We start from the raw sequence: 1,134 nt of genomic DNA, 5'->3' as shown, positions 1-1,134 counted from the left end.
TATAGCAAGGAGGATAGATATGCTTAAGTTCATGAATAAAAAAGCTTATGTTCAGTCAGTGGCTAAAGATGTAGCTCCTAAGCTGTGTGCTAAATTTGGGAAAAAGAACACCTATTCGTTTCATGAGATTAGTTGGGTATTGAACCAGATTAATCGCAGCAATGACCGATTCTATAAGTCAATTTCTTATGGCATGTTGCTGCCATACAGTAAAGAGTTGGCTTTGGAACTACATGAAGATCTAGGCGACTTGTTGGATTTTCAAAAGTCTGTTGGAAAGATCCTATTTAACGTATCTGAAGTCCCATCATTTGAAAGCTACTTACTATATGCAGAAGTAAATGTAGAACCTAATAGTAAAGTGACGAATACCAGTCTAGATAGTTCTGGTGGTATAAACCTTTTTGATTTGGGTAATGGCGAATAGCTACATAACAATCTGTTTAAGAGTGATTCGCAACGCTTGGCATTTTTCATTCCATCGTTGGGTTTTGTGATTACGGTGGTATGGTTAAGTTTCGTGGTAGCGTTGCTCATCAACTTAATGCGGCGTTAGGTGACATATGGAAATTACTCTTTCAAAATTTAAAAAACACGAACACACGTCGGCATTCGATGATTTCAAATTGTATATGAAGCCAATCGTTGAGAGTGCAGTTGGTTGGGATGAAAGTTTTCAAAGAACTTCGTTTGAATCTAAGTTAGAGCCAGATTGGTTTAGTTGGATTATTTGTAATGGTGAAAAAGTTGGTTATGTATGCAGTCGCCTTAAATCGAGTAGTATCCACATCCACCTGCTCATTATCTACACGGATAGTCAAAGGAAAGGTTTCGGATCAACTGTGATTCAAAAACTCAAACAACAGGCAAATTTACAGCAATTGGATTTAACATTGAGTTGTTTTAAAAATAATGAGCCTGCTGCGCGCATGTACAAACGGTTGGAGTTTGTGATCGACTCAGAGGATGAGTTTTTTTATAACTTCATAAGCGCGGTAGAAAGCACCTAACGACTATGGCTTCAAGATACTTTTCTAACCTGAGATAAGCGACTGACCATATTTCGTGTAAATCACTTCCGTTCAAAACATTCACAGGCTGAATTTTTACCCATGGCACTTTCTAACTCAAAAG

At 37.7% G+C, this 1,134-nt stretch carries 2 protein-coding genes; both read left to right on the top strand.

Annotated elements, in window-relative coordinates; all coding sequences use genetic code 11:
* Positions 1-427 (top strand): hypothetical protein (locus tag ACTRWI_RS22465; RefSeq protein ID WP_499133909.1); only part of this gene is annotated, 427 nt, incomplete at its 5' end.
* Between the two features lie 136 nt (positions 428-563).
* Complete coding sequence (locus tag ACTRWI_RS22460) at positions 564-1,010, top strand: GNAT family N-acetyltransferase (RefSeq protein ID WP_499133908.1); 447 nt, start codon at positions 564-566, stop codon at positions 1,008-1,010.
* Positions 1,011-1,134 lie beyond the last annotated feature (124 nt).

The sequence above is a fragment of the Pseudoalteromonas sp. G5_S1_14_S5 genome (assembly GCF_054968605.1).
This window is presented reverse-complemented; position numbering and strand designations above follow the sequence as displayed.